Consider the following 21417-nt stretch of genomic DNA (forward strand, 5'->3'; position numbering starts at 1 on the left):
TTACAGGCCCCCCATCAGAAAGCTGGCGGCCTTTTCGGCAAAGCCCACGTTGACAGTTGTCTGGATACCAAAATAGAAACTCCCGATAATGAAAATCCAGGTGGGGATCAGCAGGGACAAAGGCGCTTCCCGTGCTTCGGCATCCGCCGGGGCAGGCCGGAAATAGGCCACCTCGACCACCCGCCAGATATAAATAACGGCCAGCAGGGAAGACAGCAGCATCCCGGCGGTCAGGGCATATCCAAGGAAATCACCCCGTTCCAGCGTTGCCATGACCAGATACCATTTGCTGACAAAACCGGGGGTCAGGGGCACACCGATCAGGGCGAGGCCGCCGAGAACAAACCCGAAGGTGGTCAGCGGCATGCGCGATCCGATGCCTTCAAGGTCTTTCAGATAGGCGCTGCCCGCCACAAACACCATGCAGCCAACGGACAGGAACAGGCCTGTCTTGACAATGGCGTGGTTGAAAATATGCAGGATGGAGGCCGTCAGGCCTGCTTCCGAGGCAAGCGCGATCCCGACTGTCATATAGCCAAGCTGGGCCACACTTGAGAAGGCCAGCAGCCGTTTGACGTTGGTCTGGAAGATGGCCACCGTGGACATGCTGAGGAAGGCAATGACGCCCAGCGGCATCAGCAGTTCGGACAGGCTGACCACGCCAAAGCTGAATTCGGCGCCAAAGATCGTGAAGATAAAGCGCAGCAGCAGATAGACGGAAACCTTGGTCGCGGTTCCGGCGAAGAAGGCCGTGACAATGCTGGGCGCATAGCTGTAGGCGTTGGGCAGCCAGACATGGAACGGGAACATGGCCAGCTTGATGGCAATCCCGATGATCAGGAAGGCCACGGCGGCGCGAACCGGCCGGGTATCGGCAATGGCATCAAAGCGCGACGCGATATCGGCAATGTTCAGGGTTCCAGTCATCATGTAGAGCAGACCCACACCGATCAGGATGAAGGTTGCGCCGATGGTGCCGATAATCAGGTACTGAAACGCCGACGTCAGGGCGCGCCGGTCCGCCTTTTCACCCATGGCAATCAGCACATAGGAGGAAAGCGAGGTGATTTCCAGGAACACAAAAATGTTAAAGGCGTCGCCTGTTACCGTAATCCCCATCATCCCGGCAAGGGCCAGCAGATAGGCGGAGAAGAACAGGCCAAGCTGGTGCGGCGGCACCTCCTTGGCGATGCTTTCACGGGCATAGAGCAGCACACCGGTGCTGATCCCGCTGATGATCAGCATCACGAAGGCGCTGAGCGGATCGGCCACATACTCGATCCCCCACGGGGCGGCCCAGCCACCCAGCATATAGGAAATGGGGCCGGTATCGCTGACGGTGAGCAGGATCTGGACACTGACAGCAAAGGACAGGGCGCTGATAACCGTGGTCAGGAACCAGGGAAAGGTGGTCCCCCGCAGCATGGCGCAGACGGGCGCAGCCAGAAGCGGAATGATAATCGCCAGAACAGGCGCATGGGAAGCTACTAGTGACATATCAGGCCTTGTCCTCGCGGGCGAGGATGTCTTCCTCGTCAATGGTACCGAAGGATTCCTTGATCCGGACCACAAGGGACAGGCCCAGTGCCGTGGTCGCAACACCGACCACAATGGCGGTCAGGATCAGAACATGGGGAAGGGGGTTTGAATAGACGACATCCTGTGCGCCTTCCACCACAATCGGGGCGGTTCCCTCGTCAATCTTGCCCATGCTGATATAAAACAGGAAGACGGAAATCTGGAACAGGGACAGGCCGATCATCTTCTTGATCAGGTTTGTCCGGCTCATGACCGTGAACAGGCCGATCATCAACAGGATGACAAAGATCCAGTAATTGAAATGGTCGAAAAATATCATCACACCGCCTTAGTTGATATCATTGCCACGGCCTTCTGCCCGACCGGCAAAGGCGTAGAAAATTGCGATCATGGCCGCTGTGACCGTTATGCCAACACCCAGTTCAACCAGCAGAATTCCAAGATGCTGCCCGGCCACCGGATCGGCAGACAGGACATTGTAATCAAGGAAGTTTCCGCCAAGGAACAGGCTGACAACCCCGACACCGCCATACAGCACCACCCCCAGCGCCAGCAGGAATTTCACCAACCGGGTGGAGACGATCTGCCGTGTGAAATGGAGGCCGAAAATCAGGGAATAAAGGATGAAACCGGCCGCGAAGATCACGCCTGCCTGAAAGCCGCCACCGGGACCGAAATCACCGTGGAACTGGACATACAGGGCAAATAGCAGGATGAAGGGAATAAGCAGCTTGGCGACCACATGGGGAACAAGATCATGCTCACTGCCGACCCGTTCCGCCGGAGAGGCGGAGGCCGCTGCGTCATTGTCCATATTCGTGTCTGTGTCGGGGCCGTCGGTGAGGTCTGCCTCGTCTTCCCGGCGGCGGCGCAACTGGCTGAGGATCAGCAGAACGCCAATACCGGCGGTAAAGATCACGGTCACTTCGCCAAAGGTATCAAAGCCACGATAACTGGCCAGAACGGAGGTCACCATGTTGGGAACGCCGATTTCCTTGGGGCTTTCCTCGATATAGCGAGGGGCCACATGGGTCTGGACCGGGTTATCGGCGCGGCCAAAGGCCGGCATGTCGAACGTGGCATAGACAAGGGCGGTCCCGACCAGCAGGGACACGAGGAGCGGGACCAGCGCCCGGCGCCGGGCCGGTTTCTCATCGGACCCGACCAGTGCAAGGGTCCCCAGATAGAGAACCGTGCTGATCCCCGCACCAACGGCGGCCTCGGTAAAGGCCACGTCAACCGCATCAAGCGAGACAAAGATCAGGGCCATGATGAAGCTGACGGCCCCCAGCAGCATGGTGGCAACAAACAGGTTCCGGACGTAGAGAACGGATAATGCGCCTGCCACCAGCAGCAGCATCAGGAAAATATCGGTAAATTGCTCCATGTTCCCCTCTAGTCCCGGCCTTTCCCAAGATCGTCTGACGTCTTGTTGTCTTCGCTGTCTCCAAACCCGTCAAGGCGCGGTTTCAGGCCCGCAACGAACGAGGCCTGTGCCAGCGCATAGGACGCGGTCGGGCTGGTGAAAAAGATAAAGATAACCACGAATGCCAGCTTGACGGTCACCAGTGAAAAGCCGCTTTGCAGGGCCAACCCGACGAAAATCAGCAGCGTGGCAAGGGTGTCCGCCATGCCGCCGGCGTGGATGCGGGTATAAAGGTCCGGCAGGCGCAGCAGGCCAAGGCCGGTGATGATCAGAAAAAAGCTGCCGGTCAGCAGCAGGAACCAGGTTCCGATATCAAGAGCAAGATCCATCAGTTCCCCCGCTTTCGTGTGCCGGAAAGACCGCCGCGCAGGGTTCCGAACTTGAAATATTTGAGAACGGCAAGCGTGCCGACAAAGTTGACCAGTGAATAGACCAGCGCAAGGTCCAGAAAATCCGGACGCCCGTTCATGAAACCAAGGACCGCAATCAACAGAACGGTTTTGGTCCCGATGGCGTTGACCGCCAGAATTCGGTCATAAGAGGTGGGGCCAAGGATGGCCCGGCCCAGCGCCATGGCGGCGCTGACAAGAATGGCAATGGCCGTTACGGCAAAGATACTCATGCTTCCCTCATCAGTTCGGTAACCCGCCGGTCCATTTCGCCGGATTTGACGCCGTCCGCCGAACCGGTGGTCAGGGCGTGAACCAGAACAACATCATCATCAAGGTCAACCGTGACCGTGCCCGGTGTCAGGGTGATGGAATTGGCATAGATCACCTTGCCAAGATCGGATTTCTGGGTGGCCTTTGTTGTGAACATGCTGGGGCGCAGGTAGGTCTTGGGCATCAGGACGCATTTTGCCACATCCACATTGGCCTTGATGATCTCGACAACAAGCCAGAACCAGTAAGTGATGATGCGCGGACCCAGATGAATGGGGTGACCTTCCCGGTCGGCAACATCCATGCGGCGGGCGATAAACGCGACCAGCGCGCAGGACACCACACCGAAACCGATGAGGAGGGGGGTGTATATCCCGGACAGTAGTAACCACACCGCCAGTAGAACAAGGAACAAGCTAGCTGTACGCAACAGTTTTTCCTCTTATCGTTTGAGCCTGCACCTAAACGGGTGCAAACCGTGTGTTTTGGGGAGTGTGTATGCCATGAGTCTGCTGAACCCGCAAGGAAGTTCCGACATTTTCCCCAAGGGTGTGATTGCTCATATTATTAGAAAAATGCGGTGAAAAAAGTAATTTTTATTGCGAATAATTGTCGGTTTCAAGTATTCGGAAATGATCGGGAATCGCTCAATTATCCGTTTTTGAAAATCCTGGCGGATTCGGTGTAAAGCAGGGCCCGATAACTTGAATGACAATTTGATTTGGCGGGTTTTACACGGTCAGGTAGCGTTTGTTTTCTCTTTTAGGGAGGATTGACTGTGTAAATTCTCCTGCTTGCTGTTTTTTTCAATTTTACCCCTATTTCTGAATAAGTAGGGTTAATAGAATATTGAAATTTAGAAAAACATCATGTTAGTGTGTTCGTTCCGGGGGGAGAGTTGTAGTCGCTAAATAGGTGGAATTTCCAATGACAGCCAAGGTCGAGCAATTGCGAAGCAATCCGGAATTAACAACTCCCTTTGATGACAAGGAGGAATCCTTCGAACTCAAGGGTCGCGTAAAATGGTTCAATACGGTCAAGGGGTTCGGTTTTTTGACCCCGGATTCTGAGCCGGGGGATATTTTCCTTCATTTATCCTGCTTGCGGGAAGCGGGACACGAATATGTCGCAGAAGGCGTTACCGTCAGTTGCGAGGTGGTGCGGCGGTCCAAGGGCCTGCAGGCCATCAAGATCCTTGATATCGATACCTCGACAGCGGTGCCGTTCCAGCCAAGACCGGTGGAAACCTCCAATGTAACGCGACATCCAGCCATTCAGCCGCAAGGCGATTTCGTCACCACCGAGGTGAAATGGTTCGATCCTGTCAAGGGATACGGGTTCCTGACACGGGGCGAAGGCACACAGGACATTTTCATCCATATGGAAACCCTGCGGCGGGAAGGGGTCATGCCCATTCAGGCGGGACAGTTCCTGCGCGTGCGCATCGGGGACAGTGACAAGGGCCCGCAAGTGGCCGAGATCGAGAAACCGGACATGTAGGCGGGAAAGGCCTTCGCGGCCATCTGCCCACGGGAATCGAAAGAAAAAAGCCTCTGTCCTGGGACAGAGGCTTTTTCCATTTTCGGGGATGCAGTCCACATCCCACGAGAGGATGTTACCGGAGTTCGATGGCGTAGTCCGATACGGGCAGGGCCTCTTTCACGACGCCAGCCTCTTTCAGGAAGTTGGCAAACCGCTCATACCGGTTGCTGTCCAGCGCGGCGGGGCGCAGCGCAAAGCGCGGCAGAGTGTCGGCCCAGGCGCGGCGGTTCAGTTCATCGTCCAGTTCCTTGTGGTTACGGATGAACAGTTTCCAGCTTTCGTCCGGGTGGTTGATCAGGTACTGAACGCCTTCCTCAATCGCGGCAAGGAACGGTTTGAAACGGGGATCGTCAAGGTTGTCGCTATGGGCCACGATCACCAGTTCGTCATAGGACGGCACGCCTTCTTCCTCGGGGAAGAACGCCCGGCCCGGATGGCCTTCGATATCCATCTGGTTCAGTTCAAAGTTCCGGTAGGCACCAATCACCGCATCCACCTTTTTCGCCAGCAGGGACGGGGACAGGGACCAGTTCACGTTGATCATTTCCACATCATCCGCAGACAGGCCGTTGGCGGCGAGCATGGAAGACAGGATCACATTCTCGAACCCGCCAACAGAATAGCCAACCCGCTTTCCTTTCAGGTCAGTGATTTTCTGGATCGGGCCGTCCTTCAGGACCACCAGACTGTTAAGCGGTGTGGCAACCAGTGTTGCGATCCGCTTCAGCGGCAAGCCTTCACCCACCTGAACATGCAGTTGCGGCTGATAGGAAACGGCCAGCGGTGCCTTTCCGGCAGCGACAAGTTTGGGCGGATCGTTCGGGTCGGCCGGGGCAATCAGTTCCACGTCCAGACCGTGCTTTGCAAAGATGCCGTGTTCCTTCGCCACGATCAGCGGTGCATGGTCCGGGTTGACGAACCAGTCCAGAAGGACGGTCAGCTTTTCCTCGGCATAGGCCGCGTTGATGGGCAGCATGAGCGTAAATGCCAATGCGAGTAACTTTTTCATGAGAGTCTCCAAGAGTGACGATTAATCGTAAACGCTGTGTTGGTCCGGCTGCCAGCGCAAGGCCAACCGCAGAACATAATCAACAAGATAAAAGAGGCTGATTGCCATGAAGGCGAGAACCAGCAGGGCGGCGAACATCAGGTCCGTCTGCATACGCCCATTGGCGTGCAGCATCAGATACCCAAGCCCGGACGAGGACCCGACCCATTCCCCGACTACGGCCCCGATCGGGGCGACGGCCGTTGCCACCCGAAGCCCCGACGCAAGGGACGGCAGGGCAAAGGGGATTTTGATATACCGATACAATCGGTAGGCTTTCAGCAACCGCGACGGGGACCCGCCCTGTTGCATCAGGGTGGCCATGTCCAGCCACGCCGGATCGGTGCGGTTCAGGCCATCAAGAAAGCTGACGGTGACCGGGAAATAGATGATCAGGGTGGCCATGACCACCTTGGATGTGATGCCATAGTCGAACCACAACACCAGAAGCGGTGCAATGGCAAAGACCGGAATGGCCTGACTGGCGATCAGGACCGGCATGATCCATCGCTTGATCCCCCGATTTGCCGAAATGATCAGGGCAGACAGGCATCCGAGCGACACGCCGAGAACCAGACCCAGAAAAATTTCCAGCGCGGTGGTCAGGGCGTGGCCAAGGATGATGTCATATTTGGTGAGCGTCGTTTTCAGAACCGCAAGCGGGGACGGAAGGATAAAGCGCGGCAGGTCCAGCCCCCACGCAATCAACCCCCATGCCAGCACAAGCACAACGGCGGTGACAATCAGTCGAATGACCTTCATGACAGCTCCTCCGTCCGGGCCGTGTTCAGCAAGGCAAGGATATCATTGTAACAGGCGGTGATGTCCGGCCCTGTCGGGTCTCGCGGCACCGGGGTGGTCAGGTTCAGGTCATCGGACAGGCGGACGGGATCGCCGGACAGCACATGGATATGGTGCCCCATGCGCAGGGCCTCCAGTGGGTCATGGGTGATCATCAACACCGTTTTCGTGGATAGCAGGCTCACGGTCAGGTCCTGAAGCCGGTGCCGGGTGATGGCATCAAGGGCGGAAAAGGGCTCATCCACCAGAACCAGCGGATTGTCATCCATCAGGGTTCTGGCAAGGGCAACCCGTTGCTTCATGCCGCCGGACAGTTGGGACGGCAACAGGGCTTCCTTGCCGGCAAGGCCGACAGTCTCCAGAAGGTGACGGGCCCGGTCAAAGTCCGGCTTTTTGCCACTGAGACGGGCCGCTATCACCAGATTGTCCAGCACACTGGCCCACGGAAGGGTCAGGTCGTTCTGGTCCATATAGGAAATCCGCCCGGCCAGTGGTTTGCCGTCACTGCATTCAATCCGGCTGCCTTTGGACAGGGGCAGGAAGCCCGCCAGTGATTTCAGGATGCTTGTCTTGCCCACACCGCTTGGGCCCAGCAGACAGGTGATCCGGCCGGGATGCAGGGTCAGGCGCAGGTCTTCAAGGATAATGGTATCCTGATAGCCAAGCGTGGCCAGATGGATGTCAACACCAAGAGGGGAAGGGGTGGAAACACGAGCAGCGCCGGTTTCGGATGAATTGTTTTTTACATCCCTCTGCAAGACAGGGGATGACTGTTCATATGCGACCATTTATTCTCGTTCCTACGCAGGTTCTAACCTGATCAGGTCCAGGGGTCGTTCCTTTTGGAACCTCTCAGCCACACACATGGCTCCCCCCGAGGGTGGCCCACACTATAGGCAAAAAAGTTTTTATGGCAAAGGGTTTAAATAAAATGTTGTACGGCGGCTTGAAAGGGGCTCCCTCCACATGGGGGCGAAGGTTGGTGCTTCGCTGTCTGGCGCTGTCTTTCCCGGTTCTGTGCCTTTTGATCCTTGGCTCTGTTCCGGCCCGTTCGGCGGAAATGCTGCTAACGGGGCCGGGGCGATCGATTGCCCTGACGGTCGAGATCGCCGATACGCCGGAGACGCGGCGCACCGGTTTGATGCACCGTGCCAGTCTGCCGCCGCTGTCCGGGATGCTGTTCGATTATGGGCGGGTTCAACCGGTGACCATGTGGATGAAAAACACCCTGATCCCACTGGATATGCTGTTTGCCGACGAGACGGGGCGTATTGTGCATATTCATGAAAATGCGCGGCCGGGCGACCTGACGGTGATTTCCTCGCAGCAGCCGGTTTTGGCGGTGCTGGAGGTCAATGCGGGATTTGTGCAAAATCATCGGGTGCAAAAAGGCGACTATCTGGTTTACAGTATTTTTGACAACGAACAAGCAGGGGCCGGGGCGGCCCCGGTCAAGTAAACGAAGAAAAACAATGAAAATGGATACAAAAGCACACTTGATTCCCGATGGGTTCGAGGAATTCGAGTCCCACGCTCCCTATGCCGCCGAGCATGGCCCCTATTATGAAAAGCAGATCGATGAAGGAACTGTGGTCCGGGCCTTCCGGGTGGAGGAAAAGCATCTCAATTCCCTCGGCTATGTGCATGGGGGCATGTATATGACCTTTGCGGATTCCTCTCTGGCGCGGGCGATTTTCGTCAAGCATAACCGGCGCGGGGTCACGCTTAAAATGAACTCGGAATTCCTGGCGCCCGCCAAGAAAGGTGATTGGGTCGAGGCCCATACCGAGGTGATCCGCAGCACCCGGTCGGTCGCTTTCGTCCGCGGGGAGTTGAAGGTTGGAAACCGTGTTGTCTTTCGGATGGACGGGTTGTTCCACTATATCAAGGCGGATGTCACCAAGGGACTTTGAGCCCGAAAAATAAAAAAATGAATCAAACTCTTGCAGGGTCCGAAGCAATGGTGTAGATCATCGCCACGACGAACGGGGCATAGCACAGCCTGGTAGTGCGCTCGCTTTGGGAGCGAGAGGTCGCAAGTTCGAATCTTGCTGCCCCGACCATCAAAAAGCCTTTCGGAATTCTGTTCCGAAGGGCTTTTTTGTTTTCCGGGGAAGGCTGGCTGTTACCCGGTCATACAGGGCGTAATTTTAGTTTAACTTTCTGTATATTGTTCGAAGACCCGAATGCGGGTACCATTCTTCAAGCCTTGCAGACAGGGGAGGAATGATGAGAACAGCAGTCACAGGTGCATCCGGGATCAGAAATCTTGCCGCAGGCGCGGTGATCGGGGCTGTCTCGCTCCTGTCCGTTGCCGCGCCAGCCACAGCAGAGACTTTTTCAGGACTGATGAAGGCGGAGCCGCAACCTTCCGCCGAAATGCTCAAGCCCGGTCTGGCGGTCCGCTATTACGGCGCCAAGTTCCAGTCCATCAAGAAATTGCTGGAATGGATGGAGTATGAGAAGGGCGTCGAGGGGGAACCCATTCCCATGCTTAACTATCAGGTGGGCGAAGGGCCGGTCCTGACCACCACGGCGACGGACCTTATGGGGGCGGACATTACCGGCTTCATCCATTTCAAGGAAGCAGGGTCCTATATGATTCTGGTTCATTCCAATGACGGGGTGCAGGTCACCATCGGCGGAAAAATGATTCATGAAGACCCGGAAGTGCACGGAGATCGCTTTTCCGACGAAATAACGCTTGAGATTTCAGAGCCAGGCTGGTATCCGGTGCGTGTTCTCTATTTTGAGAAAAAAGGAACATCCACGCTGGAGCTGTACTGGGACCCTCCGGGACCTGCGGAAGCGGATCTGGTGCCAGCGGAAGCGTTTGCACATATTGGGAATTGAGTGACATGAGCCTGAAAGCGAGAATTTTTCAGCCGGCGAAAAACGCCATGCAGTCCGGTCGTAAGGGATTGGGACAATGGCGGTTGGAGTATACGCCGTCCTCAAGCCGTTTTGCCGATCCTCTGATGGGGTGGACCGGGTCCGGCGATATGGGCTCCCAGGTGTCCCTGACGTTCGACGACAAGGAAAGCGCGATCGCCTACTGCGAAGAAAACGGCATTGCCTATAACGTGCTTGAACCTCGCAAGCGGAAACTCAATATCAAGACCTACGCTGACAACTTCTCCTTCTCCCGCGTTCGCGGGTAAGGCGAAGCCAAACCAACACAGGCCCCGTAGCTCAGCTGGATAGAGCAACAGACTTCTAATCTGTAGGTCGTACGTTCGAGTCGTACCGGGGTCGCCATTTAAGCCCTTGAAAGCAAGTCTGTTTTCAAGGGCTTTTTTGTTGCCTTTCTCGCCGTCATGGCGCAGCCAACTTCCAAGTCGGTCCCCGCGCGGGAGGCACGAGACATTCCTGCATTCAGGGGCAGGGCAGGGCGTCTTTCCGGGTAAAAGAACTGTGCCTATAAAAGACTTGCTCCGATTGCGTTCCGGGCATTATTTTCAATTAAATAGTAATTTTTGTGGGTGATTGAGAATGAAGAGATGTCTGCTGGTATTGCCGCTTGCCTTGTCTCTGGTGCCGGCGATGTCACATGCCGAACCGGGACAAGCGGAAGAAGAACTTTCGGATCGCGGCAGGACGCTGGTGCAGTGTATGACGCTTTATTCGGCGATCAAGGATGTGGTTGCTGATGAGAATGTGGAATTGAAAAGGCCGCAGACCATCACTCCAGACTCGCCGCGCATGCACATTCTCTATGCCAGAGCGAAAGAGCGGGAAGATCATTTTAATGTCGTGCTGGGTGGGCGTCTGGAAGACCTCACCATGAAGGAGTTCGCGGCAATCTATCCTGTAATGAAAGCCGAGGCCGCTGCCGGCTATCCGGATTTCAAGAACCTGTATGGTCCCTTTGAGACCTGTGATCAACAGCAGAAGTGGCTGCAGGAGCAGGGGATCGAGTTCAACGCACAGTTTTGATGATGACCTCTCAATCGTGCCAAAGGTTTGCGTTTAACGGCATGCTTTTAAGAGGCGAAAAGCAGCGAGACAACGGTAACCTTGCTGCTTTTTTAGGGGATGGCGTGGATTGATCTGCGGTCAGTCTTCCGTGCCTTCTGAGTCGTCCTCGCTTCCAGAAGTGATAAACTTGGGATTTGTAAGCTGGCAGTCCTCGAACTGCGGATCTCGAAGGGTTCTGGAATTGTATCTGCAGCGACGCATGTCGCATTTTTGAAACTCGGCATCATCCATACGCTTTACCTTCAGCATATCGGCCTCCTGCAGGTTGCAGGTGTTAAAATAGGGTCCTATCACGTCAAAATCCTTCATTTCAGAGCTGGATAGATCGCACTCTTTGAACTCAGGTTCTGCGCCCCATATTATGGAAAGTTTGGCGCCCTTAAAATTGACTCTTCGGAAAGAGGTCCCTTCGATTTCGATGTCGTGCAAGTGGATCCGTTCCATATTTATCCCGGTTAACTCTGCATTGGTAAGGTCAACGTCGTTCAGGAAACCGCTTGGCAGAAAGCCCCCTAAAACCTGTATTCGTACGTCGTCGAGAATGAGTGATGTCAACGGCTCAGTTTCTATGCTGTTTGTGAATCTGCTGTCACTGAGTTTCGCTGAAATCATGGAAGTATCTTCAATTTTTATATTATCAAAAGTGACCCCTCTCATTGTGCTTTCATCGAAATTGGATCCGGTAATCAGGCTGTTCATCAAAGTGGCGTTTTCCAGATTGCTTCTGTAGAAGGTACAGTTCCTGATTTCGCAATTTCGAAAATGAGTATTTTGCAGGGAAGCCTCACCAAGCTGGACGTTCTCAAGGTGGGTTCCATGCAGTATGGCGCCTGTCAAGTTGGCGCCCGTCAGGTTGGCGCCGACCATTCGCATGTCACTCAAGTCCGCATTTTCCAGATTGGCGTGACGCAGAAGGATCCCCTTTTCAAGGGCGTTCTGGAGGGTTCGTGAGATATCGGTGTTGTCGTCCTCGAAAAGGATAGTCCCGGACTGGTCGCGAATGATCATGGAGGTAATCTTCCCAAGTAAAGCCTAAATAGAAATGACTGTTTAAATTGGGTTTTGTGATTTTAAGGGCGTTAGATTTACGATTATTTTGAAAGTTTAAAGAGAGCGGATTCGCGTTTAATGGCGCGGTACTATGAAACGAAAAGCAGCGAGATGGGTGCAGTCTCGCTGCTTTTTTTATGGATAGGGTCGTTTGGCCCGGCACTAGTCTTCCGTGCCTTCCTCGCTCTCAGTATTCATGATCTCGGTATCTGTATACTCGCAGTTTCTGAATTCCGGAGAGTCGAAGTTTCCAACATCAAATCTGGCGCCGCGCATGTCACAGTTCTGGAACAGGGTGTCGTCCATACTCACCCGATCCAGCATGTTTGCCTCGCGAAGGTTGCCGTTGACGAACTCAGCCTCAATCAAGTGCACGTCCTTCATTTCACAATCAGAAAGATCACATTCGTTGAAGAAGGTGTCTTCGCCTCTTACGTTTGAAAGCACGGCTTCTTTTAAAATGACCCGCTGGAGGAGGGCTTTGTCGAGTGTGAGCCGGTCCACCTGGACCCGTTCCATATTTGTCCTGTTTACCCTTGCATGGGTAAGGTTGACGTTGTTCAGGATGGCACTTGGCATAAAGCCTGTCAAAATCCCGTTTCGTACGTCGTCAGACATGGCAGCGGCCAAAGGCTCGCTTTCCACACTATTTGTGAAATTGCAGTAAATGATGCCCGCAGATATCATGTGGGTGTTCTCAATCTTTACATTATGAAAAGTTACGCGCTTCATGTAGCTGTCGTTGAATGACGAGTGGTCAATCAGACTGTTCATAAAAGTCGCGTTTTCCAGATTGCTTTCGGTAAGCCAGGAGTTCAAGATTTCGCAATTGCGAAAGTCGGCACCTTTCATGTTGGCATTGTCGAAATTGGCAAAGATCAGCTGGCAATGGTGGAATTTTGCAGCCTCCAGATTTGCCTTTGAAAATTTACTGTCCCTGATGACAGCGCCATGGAACTTGGCATTTGTTAAGACGGCTTGGGAGAAGTCCGACCGTTCCATATGTATAGTTTGCAAGGAAGCGCCATCAAGGTGGGCGTGCCTGAAGATACTTTGACTTACTGTGGCGTTATCCAGATTGCTCCGCAATAGCTCGGCTTTTGTAAAATTTGCATGTGTAAGGGCGGCTTTTTTGAGGGTTGCGCCTTCAAGATGGGCGTTCTCAAGATTGGCTGCATGCAGATTGGCATTGTCCAAATTGGCGTTTGTCAGGTTGGCGCGTGCCAACCGGGTTCTGCTCAGGTCGGCGCCTGACAGGGTGGCGCCCGTCAGATTGGCACCGTACATTCGCATGTTACTCAAATCCGCATTTTCCAGATTGGCGTGAAGCAGCAGGATCCCTCTTTCAAGGGCGTTCTGGACACAATCCTTGAGGATCAAACTATTGTCCTCAAAGATCACGGAGTTATCGTTGACGTTCAATATGCGCATGGTGGTCTCTTTTGGGGGCTGAAAACCGTGAGGCGTTGCTGGAGTGGAGAGGTTCTAGGGAATGAGGCTGTAGTTCTGGTTCAGAACCTGATTTCTGAAAGCGTTTATGGTTTTATCGGACGCGCCAGTTGTTTTTACCTCTGCCTGATCAGCGTTTGCCCCGTCGAAATCGACAGCCTGACACGTGCTGAGATCCAGTTTTGCGTGTGAAAGGTTGGCGCCGGACATGTCCACATTATTAAGTTTTTCAGCCTCGTTAAAATTCGATTCTGAAAGGTCGGCGTTCTTAAAGCTGGTCTGTGTGAGGTCTGAATGTTGGAAGATACTTTTCTTGAGGTTGGCGTCAGTGAATTGTGTTTGGAAAAGGGTCGAGGCGCGAAACAGAGCTCCATTCACATTGTAGTCGTTTACAATCCGGTTCAGCAGGCGTTCGCCGCCAGCGACTTTAAAGAAATCGTTGGGCAGCTCACTGTCAAGGTCTTGATCATAAAAGACCGCATCTTCAAATTGTCCGCTGTCAAGTTTGCATTGAATAAACCATGCGCGCGCAAAATTGGCGTTGTTGGCCATTGTTTGATAAAAGCTCACATTCTCGAAACAACAGCATTTCAGGCTCGCCTCCATTAAATTTGTCCATTCCAGGATGCAAGACGACAGGGTGGCCTGATCAAAGTTTATTCTTCTCATAAAGCCCTCCGTATAGTCAGTATCCGAGATGGTCGCTTCCTGAAAGGTAGCGCCTTCCAAGTTTGCCTGATTCAGTAAGCATTTATGGATAACAGACTGATGGAAAATTGATTGTCTCAGTTCTGTGCGCTTGAGGTTGGAGTTGTTGAGCTTGGCACCTGTGAAATTGATTCCGGTCAGAAATGCATGCTTCAGATTGACGGATTGAAGATTGGCATGAGACAGGTTGGCATATGCGAGGTCGATCCCTCGCAGATTAAGATGACTCTTTTGCGGATCGTCATTGTGGATATGGACCCCTTCGAGATTTGCATAGGCCAGAGAAGCTCCTTGATCGCGGGCGTTCTGGATGGTTTGTGAGATATTGGCATTGTCGTCCTTGAATAGGATCGTGCCGGACTGGTCGCGAATGATCATGGAGGTAATCTTTCCAAGTAAAGCCTAAATAGAAATGACTGTTTAACTTGGGATTTGTGATTTTAAGGGCGTGCGATTTATAGTTATTTTGAAATTTTAAAGGGAGCAGGTTCGCGTTTGCCGGGGCGCCATTGGGAAACGAGAAGCAGCGAGATTGGAGCGATCTCGCTGCTTTTTTAGGGATGGGACAGTTTTGCCCGCCACTAGTCTGCTGTGCTTTCCTCGCTCTCTGTATCGATGATTTCGGCATCTGTAAGGTCGCAGTCTTTGAAATTCGCTGAGGCGAAGTTTTTCGCATTAAAGAGGGTGCCGTGCATGTCACAGTTCTGGAACAAGGTTTTGGTCAAATTCACCTCTTCCAGCATGTTTGCTTTTTGAATGGTGCACTTGACGAACTCTGCCTGTCTAAAGTCACTGTCCTTCATTTCAGAACCGGAAAAATCGCATTCGTTGAAATCAGCAACCCTGCCCTCTACGTCTGAAAATAGGGCGCCCTTTAAATTGACCCTTAGCAGATTGGCGGTGTTTAGATTGGTTTTGTTGAACCGGACCCGTTCCATATTCGTGTCGTACAATTTTGTTGAGGTAAATTTGACATTGTCCAGAACGCCGCTTGGCGGAGCGCTTTCTAAAATCCCGTTCGGTACGTCATTCGGAAGGGGATATGGTATTGGGCCGCTTCCCAAGCTGCTGGTGAATTCGCAGTTAGCTATGTCAGATAACATTACTTGAGTATCTTTGATCTGGATATTGTGAAAAGTTATCTTCTTCAATCTGCTGTCATTGAAAATCGAACCGGTAATAAGACTGTCAGAAAAAGTAACGTTCGCCATGTTACTTCTGCCATAACGACATTCTATGATTTCGCAACAGTAAAAGTAGGTACCTTGTATGGTGGCTTTCTTGAAATTGGATTTTATGATTTGGCAATGGTGAAACTCGGTAGACACCAGAGTTACCTTTGGGAGTTCACAGCAATCAATGACGGCGTAATCAAGGTGGGCTTGTGACAAGTCGGCGCCCCTGAAATCCGCACTTATAATGCATGTGTTTTTCATGGAGGCTTCATCAAGGTGGGCTTGTGTGAAGGAACAATTGACCAAATTGGCGTTATCCAGGTTGCAATGCCTTAGGTTGGCCTTATTGAAAAACGCATTTTCAGCATCGGCACCCCCGAGGGTCGCGCGTTCAAGATGGGCATCGTCGAGATTGAGGTGATGCAGTATGGCATTGTCCAGATTGGCGCCTGTCAGGTTAGCCCCTGCCAAATTGGCTGCGCTCAGGTTGGCGCCTGACAGGTTGGCGCCTGTCAGGTCGACGTTCAGCATTTGCATGCGGCTCAGGTCTGCATTTTGTAAATTGGCGTGGTGCAGAAGGACCCCTTCAATTATGGCCTTCTGGATACAGTGTTTGAGGTCGGGGCTGGCATCCTCAAAGATTACGGAGTTGTCGTTGACGTTCAATATTTGCATGGTGCTCTCTTTTATGGGCTGAAAAAAAACTTGAGGCGTTGCGGGGGATGGAGAGGTTCTAGGGAATGAGAATGTAGTTCTGGTTCAGAACCTGATTTCTGAAAGCATTGATGGTTCTATCGGACGCGCCAGCTGTTTTTACCTCTGCCTGATCAGCGTTTGCCTCGTCGAAATTGACAGCCCGACACGCGCTGAGATCCAGTTTTGCATGTGAGAGGTTGGCGCCGGACATGAAGGTCCGCTCGATAGATTTAACTCTTCTCAAATTTGTCCCTTGCAGTTGAGCCTGAAAAAAATCTACAAATTTCAGGTCGCAGTTCTTGATCGTGATGCCGTTCATTTGTGCATTCACGCAGCAAACGTAAAACCAATCCGGTTCGTCACGAGAGGTCAGGGTGGTTGTCTGTGCCTCATCTTCCATCGGGAAAGTTTTTTCAAATTGTGCGCCGGTCAGGTCTGCGTTCGTGAACTTGGTGTGATGAAGTTTGGCGTTGATAAAGGTGCTTTTTCCAAGCCGTGCGTTGTCCAACCGTGTTCGGGTGAAGTCGGTGTCAGAAAACAGCGAGCCGTTCACATTGAAGGCGTTTACCGTCTGGTTCAGAAGGGGCTCGCCCCCGAGGGCGGCGAAGAAACCTTGGGGAAGGTCGTGGTCGGGATTGTCATCATTGAAGATTGACCCCTGCAATTTTGCGCTATCCAGATGGCAATGATTGAACCAACTGCGGGCAAAGTTAGCTGCCCTTGCTTCCAGATTGCAAAGGCTGACCATTTCTAGATGACATTGCTTCAGGCTTGCGCCGTTCATAGTGGTTTGGTCGAAGATGCAGGATTTCAGTGTTGCCCCATCCATGTTGATCCGCGGCATCCTGGCGTCGACAGCTTGGCATTCTGTCAAGGTTGCATCCTGACAGTGAGCATTTTCCATGAACGCCCCCTGTAACGCACAACCATGGATTGTTGCGCTTCTGAAGGTGGAGTGGTTCATGAAGGCGCGGCCAAGATTGCAATTCGTTAGCGTCGCGTCGTCGAAACGGACCTGCTCCATTTCTGCGTATCTGAGGCTGACAGTGTGCAGGGAAGCATGGGAAAGGTTGGCGTGGTTGAGGTCGAGCCCGTCCAGATCCGCGTTTTTCAACTGGACCCCTGCGAGATTAGCATGGGCCAGGGAAACCCCCTGATTGCGGGCGTTTTGGAGGGTTTGGGAAAGATTGGTATTGTCGTCTTCGAAAAGGGTATTTCCGGCCGTGTCGCGAATGATCATGGAGGTGTTCTTCCAAGTAAAATGCAAATAAAAATGACTGTTTTACTTGGGGTTTGTGATTTCGAGAGCGCGGGTTATATAAATATTTTGTAAATTTCCAGCGGTCGGGTTAGTGTTTTCTAAAAAAGGGGAGGGAAATAATGAACAAACAAGCCATCCGATCCAGAAACCTGTTAGCAGCCCCGACGCGGATTGAACCGGCATTTGATGATGCGGCGGGAATTCACGCCCTTGTGGCCAAGGGCAGCCCCTATAAAACCCTGTCGGCGGTTCACCGAAACCCTGAAATGACATCCGGCGGGTGGTTTCGGAACTTTTGGGCGCTTGGCGGCAAAGTGGTGTTTGAAGGGGCCGAGCCGTATTTTTACAATTCCCGATTTATCGCTGCGGCGAAACAGTCCTTTCAGGCGGAAATTATTCGCCCTGTGGCCATGATGACCAATTTTAATCTTCCCGCACCAGAGGCCCCGGCCCATCTGGACCTGCCATTCTTTCGCGGTATCCAGAACCGGGAGGTCCCAAGCTGGATGCTGGCGCCCATGGGCTATTCCAATCTGTTCCATGAATGGGCCATTCCGGTGGCGTCCGCCATTACGTGGTTTTATGAGGGAGAGGGAGGCGAGTTTGAATACTGGCCGAACGGTCTGGATGGTCCCTCGCTGACGGAGCGGCCCCCCTATACGAACCGGAGTGTGCTGGCCGACAATGAATATATGTACCACCGGGTTGGGGCAATCGGCGCCCGAGAGGAGCAGAAACGCTTTGAGGGGCTGGATTATCATGCAACCCTGAACCTGACCGCTTCCAATATGTGGGAAGTGCGGGAAGGGGAGCAGGTGGTGGAGCAATATGCCTATGGGCAGGTTCGGCTGTCTATCCTTTGGAAGGCCTATTGTTTCAGGAGCCAGCAGGAAGCTGACAGCTATGACGATCATTCCCATGACCTGACGGCGGATATGGTAGTGGATATTTTCTGTCAGGATTTGACGCGGCGGGGGATTGCCCATCAGGCCCCAACAGACCTTGTCGGGGACAAGGCGTGGCACGAGGTGATTACAAGCACCTACAGCGCCCCGCAAGGGGCCGCAGCCTACTGAGGCGGAGTTGGAGGCGGTGACGGGCCGGGGGCAGCCGTACCCGGGACGAAGCGATCAGGTTAGCGGTCGGTGTCGAGGGCGGTGCGGATATGCGTTGCCAGTTCAACCCGGCTGTAGGGTTTGTTCAGCATATTGGCGGTGACTTCTGACAGGAAGCCATCGCCCCCTGCCAGTTTCTTTTCCCGGTTGCGGGTAAAGCCGCTGGTGAGCAGGATGCGCAAGTCTGGATGCTTTTCGCGGGCCTGCCGTGCCAGTTGGTAACCGTCCGTATCGCCGGGCATGATGATATCGCTGAACAGCAGGTCTATTGAATTGTCATCCGACAGGATTGTCAGTGCCTCGTCAGCGGAATTGGCCGCGTGAACCTCGTATCCCAGTGAGCCAAGGAAGGTGACGGCAAAATCCAGCAGGCCCTTTTCATCATCCACAACAAGAATTTTTTCGGATCCGACGGGCATCCGTTGGGGGAACGGAGCAGCTTGGTGATGGATCGTTTCCTCGGCGGTGACGCGGGGCAGGTGGATATGGAATGTGGTGCCTTTCGCGGGTTCGGAATAGATCTGGATATGGCCGCCGGACCGCTGCACAAAGCCATAGACCATGCTGAGACCAAGCCCGGTTCCCTGACCGGTTTCCTTGGTGCTGAAAAACGGTTCGAAAACCCGCTCCCGCACATCTTCGGTCATGCCGGTGCCGGTGTCACTGACCGAAATGGTGACATATTCTCCTTCGGTGAAGCCGGGATGTTGGCGGGTGAATTCTTCATCGAACACCTGATTTTTCGTCTCGATGACAAGAGAGCCGCCCGAAGGCATGGCATCGCGAGCATTCAGGGACAGGTTCAAAAGCGCATCCTGAAGATCACCGGTATCGATGGAGACGGCCCACAGATCACTGCTGAGATGGGTGGCCACCTCGATGGCAGCGGTGAGGGGCTTTGAGATCAGGTCCAGCAGATTGAGGATCAATTCATTGACTGACGCAATGCGGATTTCCTGCGCGTCCTGACGGGAGAAACCAAGAAGTTTTCGGGTGATATCGGTTCCGCGTTCTGTTCCCCTCAGCGCGTTCCGAATGCGGTGCAAGGCAACCGGGTCGCCCTGCAAGGTTTCTTCCAGAAGTTCAAGATTGCCTTGAATAATACCGAGGATATTATTGAAATCATGGGCAATTCCGCCGGTAAGTTGTCCGATGGCTTCCATCTTTCGGGAGCGGCGCAGGGCTTCCTCTGCCCGCCGCAGGCCGGTCACATCCCGCCCCACACCCCGGTATCCCTTGAACCGCCCGTCCGCATGGAAGATGGGCTTTCCGTTCAGGGAGACATAGCGGACTTCCTTGTCCGGGCGGACCCAGCGGAACAGGAAATCCGTAAAAGGATGATGATTTTCCAGCAGGTCCTTGTGGGCTTGCCATTGGGCTGGCTCCACCGGCTCCATGTCCTCGTAGATTTCTTCGCGGGTGCGCCCCATAAGCTGGTCAGGCGTCAGGCCTGCGACTTCTTCGACACTGCCCATGATGAAGTTGAAGCGGAGTTCATCATCCGTTTCCCAGAACCAGTCGGCGCCGTTTTCCGCGAAATCGCGGAAGCGTTCCTCGCTTTCCTGATGGGCCAGTTCCGCCCGTTTCAGGCCGGTGATATCCGTCGACAGCGAGATTGTCGAGCCATCGCCAAGGCGTTGTTCATGCACCAAAAGCCATTCGTGTTCGCCATGCTTGCGAATTTCAAGGGGACCGTCCGGGGCCTTGCGGTGTTCCAACCGGCGCCGAACAAATTCTTCTTCCCGTCCCTTGGCATCGGGAAAGATATTTCGGCTGACAGCGCGGCGGATCAGTTCCTCATAGGTAATACCGGGTACAAGAAGGTCTGCAAGCCGCCAGTTCTTTTTCTGAAACCGTTTGTTGCAAAAAACAAAGCGGTCGTCCTTATCAAACAGGGCGACGCTTTCCTGAATGGTGTCGATTGCCTCCGTCAGGCGGGTGGCGACTTTCTGACGCTCCGTCAGTTCGGCAACCTGTTCCTCAATGGTCTGGGTGAGGGCGTGGCTTGCCTTTTCCAGTTCCTTCTGTGTGTTTTTTAGCCGGGTAATGTCGGTGAAAGTGCTGACAAAGCCGGTATTGGTCGGCACCCGGACAATTTTGAGCACATCGCCATTGGGGCGGGTATGCTCGAAATTGGTATAGGTCTGGCTTTTTGCCTGTTCCAGCCTCTCTTGCGCCTGTGCCTCGGGATCGCCCGGGCCATATTCCCCGCGCGCGGCATGAAAGCGGAAAATGTCGATCATCTTCGTGCCCGGCTGTGCCAACCGTTCAGGCAGATCCAGAAGGATGCAGGCGCGGGCATTGGCGGCCTCAATCACCAGATCCCGGTTGATCATGAAAATTCCGCTTTCCACATTGTCGATAATGGTTTCCAGAATTTCGTTATGGCGTTGCAGTTCTGTCCGCGCTTCTTCAATCTGCTGTGCCTGTTTGCGGTTCTTGCTATCCAGCGCCTCGTTCAGTTTTTGAAGATGCAGGCCGGTTTCCTGTTCGCGGGTGATATCGCTGTAAGTGCTGATCAGCCATCCGTCATCGGTGAAGTTGCCGTGGATACGGATGGATTTGCCGTCTGCGTTGCGGCGGATATAGGTATGAACGGATTTTGAGGTCAGGTCCTGAAGGTGGCGTAAAACAAGCTCTTCCGGATCGCCAGGGCCATAGTCGCCGCGCTCGGCGTGAAGACGCAGCAAGGATTTGATGTGAACGCCGGGCTGGCACAGGCTGTCGGGTATCTTGAGGAGTGTCCGCGCTTTATCGTTGCAAGCCACATATTCCAGTTTCTCGTCGAAAATGGTAACGCCGTGCTGAACATTTTCAATTAACTCAAGGACTCTGAGCTGCTTTGTCATAATTTCAGGAACTTCCAGATCGCTCTTTTCTTTTATCGGGAGGCGCTCACCGGAAACGCACCATACTGGGGAAATTACACATATTATTCTTTCAATGAATAGAACAACGATCGTCAAG

At 53.6% G+C, this 21417-nt stretch carries 22 protein-coding genes, 2 tRNA genes and 1 riboswitch; of the genes, 9 read left to right on the plus strand and 15 right to left on the minus strand.

What is annotated here, in order from left to right:
• The 6 genes from FQB27_RS11385 to FQB27_RS11410 are packed head-to-tail and all read right to left on the minus strand — an operon-like array spanning position 1 to position 4057.
• Positions 1-1497, minus strand: coding sequence for a monovalent cation/H+ antiporter subunit D family protein (locus tag FQB27_RS11385; protein ID WP_169561168.1), 1497 nt, complete (start codon positions 1495-1497; stop codon positions 1-3).
• 1 nt (position 1498) lies between these two features.
• Positions 1499-1858, minus strand: a complete 360-nt coding sequence (locus FQB27_RS11390) for a cation:proton antiporter subunit C (RefSeq protein ID WP_169561169.1) — start codon at positions 1856-1858, stop codon at positions 1499-1501.
• A gap of 9 nt (positions 1859-1867) precedes the next feature.
• Entirely contained in the window at positions 1868-2926 is a 1059-nt protein-coding gene (locus FQB27_RS11395; protein WP_169561170.1) for a DUF4040 domain-containing protein, read from the minus strand.
• A gap of 8 nt (positions 2927-2934) precedes the next feature.
• A complete protein-coding gene (mnhG, locus tag FQB27_RS11400) occupies positions 2935-3294 on the minus strand; it encodes a monovalent cation/H(+) antiporter subunit G (protein WP_206374590.1) in 360 nt (119 codons plus the stop codon).
• Complete coding sequence (locus FQB27_RS11405; RefSeq protein ID WP_169561171.1) at positions 3294-3587, minus strand: MrpF/PhaF family protein; 294 nt, start codon at positions 3585-3587, stop codon at positions 3294-3296. Before FQB27_RS11405 ends, mnhG begins: the two co-directional genes overlap by 1 nt.
• On the minus strand, positions 3584-4057 hold the full coding sequence (locus FQB27_RS11410; RefSeq protein ID WP_169561172.1) for a Na+/H+ antiporter subunit E: 474 nt from the start codon (positions 4055-4057) through the stop codon (positions 3584-3586). Before FQB27_RS11410 ends, FQB27_RS11405 begins: the two co-directional genes overlap by 4 nt.
• Before the next feature lie 497 nt (positions 4058-4554).
• Here FQB27_RS11410 and FQB27_RS11415 point away from each other — a divergent pair, with 497 nt between their 5' ends.
• Positions 4555-5127: a cold-shock protein gene (locus FQB27_RS11415; RefSeq protein WP_169561173.1), complete on the plus strand. Its 573-nt coding sequence runs from the start codon at positions 4555-4557 to the stop codon at positions 5125-5127.
• A 115-nt stretch (positions 5128-5242) separates the two neighbouring features.
• On the opposite strand, the gene FQB27_RS11420 is transcribed toward FQB27_RS11415, so the two are convergent.
• The 3 genes from FQB27_RS11420 to FQB27_RS11430 all read right to left on the minus strand — a co-directional run bounded on the left by FQB27_RS11420 (position 5243) and on the right by FQB27_RS11430 (position 7806).
• Positions 5243-6178, minus strand: coding sequence for an ABC transporter substrate-binding protein (locus FQB27_RS11420; RefSeq protein ID WP_169561174.1), 936 nt, complete (start codon positions 6176-6178; stop codon positions 5243-5245).
• A 21-nt stretch (positions 6179-6199) separates the two neighbouring features.
• Positions 6200-6979 (minus strand): ABC transporter permease, encoded by a 780-nt coding sequence (locus FQB27_RS11425; RefSeq protein WP_169561175.1) that lies wholly within the window; start codon positions 6977-6979, stop codon positions 6200-6202.
• Complete coding sequence (locus FQB27_RS11430; RefSeq protein WP_169561176.1) at positions 6976-7806, minus strand: ABC transporter ATP-binding protein; 831 nt, start codon at positions 7804-7806, stop codon at positions 6976-6978. The genes FQB27_RS11425 and FQB27_RS11430 overlap by 4 nt, the downstream gene beginning before the upstream one ends.
• A riboswitch (TPP riboswitch) is annotated at positions 7799-7903 on the minus strand. Its footprint overlaps the gene before it by 8 nt.
• A gap of 25 nt (positions 7904-7928) precedes the next feature.
• Here FQB27_RS11430 and FQB27_RS11435 point away from each other — a divergent pair.
• The 7 genes from FQB27_RS11435 (at position 7929) to FQB27_RS11465 (ending at position 10954) form a co-directional block, all read left to right on the plus strand.
• The gene (locus tag FQB27_RS11435; RefSeq protein ID WP_206374592.1) at positions 7929-8477 is read left to right on the plus strand and encodes a DUF192 domain-containing protein; all 549 of its coding nucleotides are present in this window, start codon (positions 7929-7931) and stop codon (positions 8475-8477) included.
• A 19-nt stretch (positions 8478-8496) separates the two neighbouring features.
• Positions 8497-8931 carry a PaaI family thioesterase gene (locus tag FQB27_RS11440; RefSeq protein ID WP_169561177.1) on the plus strand — a complete coding sequence of 145 codons (435 nt, stop codon included), beginning with the start codon at positions 8497-8499 and terminating at the stop codon, positions 8929-8931.
• 73 nt (positions 8932-9004) lie between these two features.
• Positions 9005-9081 (plus strand) — tRNA-Pro (locus tag FQB27_RS11445).
• Between the two features lie 163 nt (positions 9082-9244).
• On the plus strand, positions 9245-9871 hold the full coding sequence (locus FQB27_RS11450; RefSeq protein ID WP_169561178.1) for a PA14 domain-containing protein: 627 nt from the start codon (positions 9245-9247) through the stop codon (positions 9869-9871).
• 11 nt (positions 9872-9882) lie between these two features.
• Positions 9883-10179, plus strand: a complete 297-nt coding sequence (locus FQB27_RS11455) for an NADH dehydrogenase ubiquinone Fe-S protein 4 (protein WP_169561371.1) — start codon at positions 9883-9885, stop codon at positions 10177-10179.
• A 20-nt stretch (positions 10180-10199) separates the two neighbouring features.
• A tRNA-Arg gene (locus tag FQB27_RS11460) sits at positions 10200-10276 on the plus strand.
• 234 nt (positions 10277-10510) lie between these two features.
• The gene (locus FQB27_RS11465) at positions 10511-10954 is read left to right on the plus strand and encodes a hypothetical protein (RefSeq protein ID WP_169561179.1); all 444 of its coding nucleotides are present in this window, start codon (positions 10511-10513) and stop codon (positions 10952-10954) included.
• A gap of 120 nt (positions 10955-11074) precedes the next feature.
• On the opposite strand, the gene FQB27_RS11470 is transcribed toward FQB27_RS11465, so the two are convergent.
• From FQB27_RS11470 to FQB27_RS11490, 5 genes are all read right to left on the minus strand, one after another.
• A complete protein-coding gene (locus tag FQB27_RS11470) occupies positions 11075-12004 on the minus strand; it encodes a pentapeptide repeat-containing protein (RefSeq protein ID WP_169561180.1) in 930 nt (309 codons plus the stop codon).
• Positions 12005-12208: 204 nt separating this feature from the next.
• Positions 12209-13477, minus strand: a complete 1269-nt coding sequence (locus FQB27_RS11475; RefSeq protein ID WP_169561181.1) for a pentapeptide repeat-containing protein — start codon at positions 13475-13477, stop codon at positions 12209-12211.
• 54 nt (positions 13478-13531) lie between these two features.
• Positions 13532-14581: a pentapeptide repeat-containing protein gene (locus FQB27_RS11480; protein WP_169561182.1), complete on the minus strand. Its 1050-nt coding sequence runs from the start codon at positions 14579-14581 to the stop codon at positions 13532-13534.
• Positions 14582-14784: 203 nt separating this feature from the next.
• On the minus strand, positions 14785-16053 hold the full coding sequence (locus FQB27_RS11485) for a pentapeptide repeat-containing protein (RefSeq protein WP_169561183.1): 1269 nt from the start codon (positions 16051-16053) through the stop codon (positions 14785-14787).
• A 58-nt stretch (positions 16054-16111) separates the two neighbouring features.
• Positions 16112-17314 carry a pentapeptide repeat-containing protein gene (locus FQB27_RS11490; protein ID WP_169561184.1) on the minus strand — a complete coding sequence of 401 codons (1203 nt, stop codon included), beginning with the start codon at positions 17312-17314 and terminating at the stop codon, positions 16112-16114.
• A 140-nt stretch (positions 17315-17454) separates the two neighbouring features.
• Here FQB27_RS11490 and FQB27_RS11495 point away from each other — a divergent pair, with 140 nt between their 5' ends.
• The gene (locus FQB27_RS11495; protein WP_169561185.1) at positions 17455-18411 is read left to right on the plus strand and encodes a hypothetical protein; all 957 of its coding nucleotides are present in this window, start codon (positions 17455-17457) and stop codon (positions 18409-18411) included.
• 59 nt (positions 18412-18470) lie between these two features.
• On the opposite strand, the gene FQB27_RS11500 is transcribed toward FQB27_RS11495, so the two are convergent.
• Positions 18471-21299, minus strand: coding sequence for a PAS-domain containing protein (locus FQB27_RS11500; protein WP_169561186.1), 2829 nt, complete (start codon positions 21297-21299; stop codon positions 18471-18473).
• Positions 21300-21417: the final 118 nt, after the last annotated feature.

The organism is Sneathiella chinensis (genome assembly GCF_012720115.1).
GTDB lineage: Bacteria > Pseudomonadota > Alphaproteobacteria > Sneathiellales > Sneathiellaceae > Sneathiella > Sneathiella chinensis.

Excerpts from the sequence above, each read along its gene's own strand:
- FQB27_RS11385 (WP_169561168.1), bottom strand. The coding sequence starts at position 1,497 with ATGTCACTAGTAGCTTCCCATGCGCCTGTTCTGGCGATTATCATTCCG.
- FQB27_RS11390 (WP_169561169.1), bottom strand. The coding sequence starts at position 1,858 with ATGATATTTTTCGACCATTTCAATTACTGGATCTTTGTCATCCTGTTG.
- FQB27_RS11395 (WP_169561170.1), bottom strand. The coding sequence starts at position 2,926 with ATGGAGCAATTTACCGATATTTTCCTGATGCTGCTGCTGGTGGCAGGC.
- mnhG (WP_206374590.1), bottom strand. The coding sequence starts at position 3,294 with ATGGATCTTGCTCTTGATATCGGAACCTGGTTCCTGCTGCTGACCGGC.
- FQB27_RS11405 (WP_169561171.1), bottom strand. The coding sequence starts at position 3,587 with ATGAGTATCTTTGCCGTAACGGCCATTGCCATTCTTGTCAGCGCCGCC.
- FQB27_RS11415 (WP_169561173.1), top strand. The coding sequence starts at position 4,555 with ATGACAGCCAAGGTCGAGCAATTGCGAAGCAATCCGGAATTAACAACT.
- FQB27_RS11420 (WP_169561174.1), bottom strand. The coding sequence starts at position 6,178 with ATGAAAAAGTTACTCGCATTGGCATTTACGCTCATGCTGCCCATCAAC.
- FQB27_RS11425 (WP_169561175.1), bottom strand. The coding sequence starts at position 6,979 with ATGAAGGTCATTCGACTGATTGTCACCGCCGTTGTGCTTGTGCTGGCA.
- FQB27_RS11430 (WP_169561176.1), bottom strand. The coding sequence starts at position 7,806 with ATGGTCGCATATGAACAGTCATCCCCTGTCTTGCAGAGGGATGTAAAA.
- FQB27_RS11435 (WP_206374592.1), top strand. The coding sequence starts at position 7,929 with ATGGCAAAGGGTTTAAATAAAATGTTGTACGGCGGCTTGAAAGGGGCT.
- FQB27_RS11440 (WP_169561177.1), top strand. The coding sequence starts at position 8,497 with ATGGATACAAAAGCACACTTGATTCCCGATGGGTTCGAGGAATTCGAG.
- FQB27_RS11450 (WP_169561178.1), top strand. The coding sequence starts at position 9,245 with ATGATGAGAACAGCAGTCACAGGTGCATCCGGGATCAGAAATCTTGCC.
- FQB27_RS11465 (WP_169561179.1), top strand. The coding sequence starts at position 10,511 with ATGAAGAGATGTCTGCTGGTATTGCCGCTTGCCTTGTCTCTGGTGCCG.
- FQB27_RS11470 (WP_169561180.1), bottom strand. The coding sequence starts at position 12,004 with ATGATCATTCGCGACCAGTCCGGGACTATCCTTTTCGAGGACGACAAC.
- FQB27_RS11475 (WP_169561181.1), bottom strand. The coding sequence starts at position 13,477 with ATGCGCATATTGAACGTCAACGATAACTCCGTGATCTTTGAGGACAAT.
- FQB27_RS11480 (WP_169561182.1), bottom strand. The coding sequence starts at position 14,581 with ATGATCATTCGCGACCAGTCCGGCACGATCCTATTCAAGGACGACAAT.
- FQB27_RS11485 (WP_169561183.1), bottom strand. The coding sequence starts at position 16,053 with ATGCAAATATTGAACGTCAACGACAACTCCGTAATCTTTGAGGATGCC.
- FQB27_RS11490 (WP_169561184.1), bottom strand. The coding sequence starts at position 17,314 with ATGATCATTCGCGACACGGCCGGAAATACCCTTTTCGAAGACGACAAT.
- FQB27_RS11495 (WP_169561185.1), top strand. The coding sequence starts at position 17,455 with ATGAACAAACAAGCCATCCGATCCAGAAACCTGTTAGCAGCCCCGACG.
- FQB27_RS11500 (WP_169561186.1), bottom strand. The coding sequence starts at position 21,299 with ATGACAAAGCAGCTCAGAGTCCTTGAGTTAATTGAAAATGTTCAGCAC.